General features: G+C 47.3%; 2 protein-coding genes. One reads left to right on the top strand and one right to left on the bottom strand.

Translation table 11 applies throughout. The annotated features are described in order from the left end of the window. On the top strand, positions 1–718 hold a 718-nt coding region (locus A3738_RS26710), incomplete at its 5' end, for a DUF523 and DUF1722 domain-containing protein (protein WP_068763971.1). Here A3738_RS26710 and A3738_RS31600 read toward each other — a convergent pair. Further along, positions 713–1001 (bottom strand): hypothetical protein (locus tag A3738_RS31600; protein WP_197474065.1); only part of this gene is annotated, 289 nt, incomplete at its 5' end. The genes A3738_RS26710 and A3738_RS31600 overlap by 6 nt on opposite strands.

Raw genomic sequence — 1001 nt, 5'->3', positions numbered from 1 at the left:
CGCGTTACGTGATGTCGCTGAACAGCAGAAAGGTTGGCATAAAGATTTGTGCGGATACATCTTAAAGAAGGACTCACCTAGTTGCGGTATGGAACGCGTTAAGGTCTACAAAGGGAAAAATCCGAAGCAATTGGTACCCGAGCGAATTGGTGCGGGTTTGTATGCGGAAGTTCTGCTGAAGAACTTCCCTAATCTACCTGTAGAAGAAGAAGGCCGATTGGGCGATGCCGTTTTGCGCGAGAACTTTATCAAACGTGTTTATGTCTACCGAGACTGGCAAGACATGATAGAAAGCGGATTAACCATGAAGAAGCTGCTCGAGTTTCATGCCGCCTACAAATACTCTCTCTTAGCTCATGACCAAGACCGAACTCGTGCTCTAGGAACGATGTTAGGTGGCGGCAACAAACAAGAAGTGGAGTCGCTATCTGAATGTTACTTCGTTGAAATGATGCGCATCCTTAAAATACGTGCGACCAGAAAGAATCACGTAAACGTACTGCAGCACCTTCAAGGTTTCCTGAAAAACAACTTGGACAAGGAAGACAAAGCGGAGTTAGTAGATACGATTCTGAAGTATCGAGACGGGATCTTACCCCTGATCGTGCCGATCGTACTATTGAAACATCACTTTAGACGTCATCCGATCGAGTGGATAGATAACTGTATGTACTTAAATGCTCACCCGGGTGAATTGATGTTGTTCAACAGCCTATGAGGCTGCACGCTGATACCGACGAAAAGCCCACCCTAGGCAGACCGCAATGGTGATTTCTAGTGCTGCCAACATCCATGCGCCCGACTGAACGAGCGCATCAGGGTGTACCACAAAACTGAGCACGCGTGCGCACGCCAAACTTACCGAAACAAGCAAGGCCATTAACAGTGCTCCAAACTCCGCCGCTTTTATCGACGCACCAATAAACATTCCCAGCGCAAGACCAATCTGTAATCCACCATAAACGCTCATAAATTCAGATGCAGCAAGACTGGTCGCTAAA

This window comes from Oleiphilus sp. HI0066 (assembly GCF_001635725.1).
This window is presented reverse-complemented; position numbering and strand designations above follow the sequence as displayed.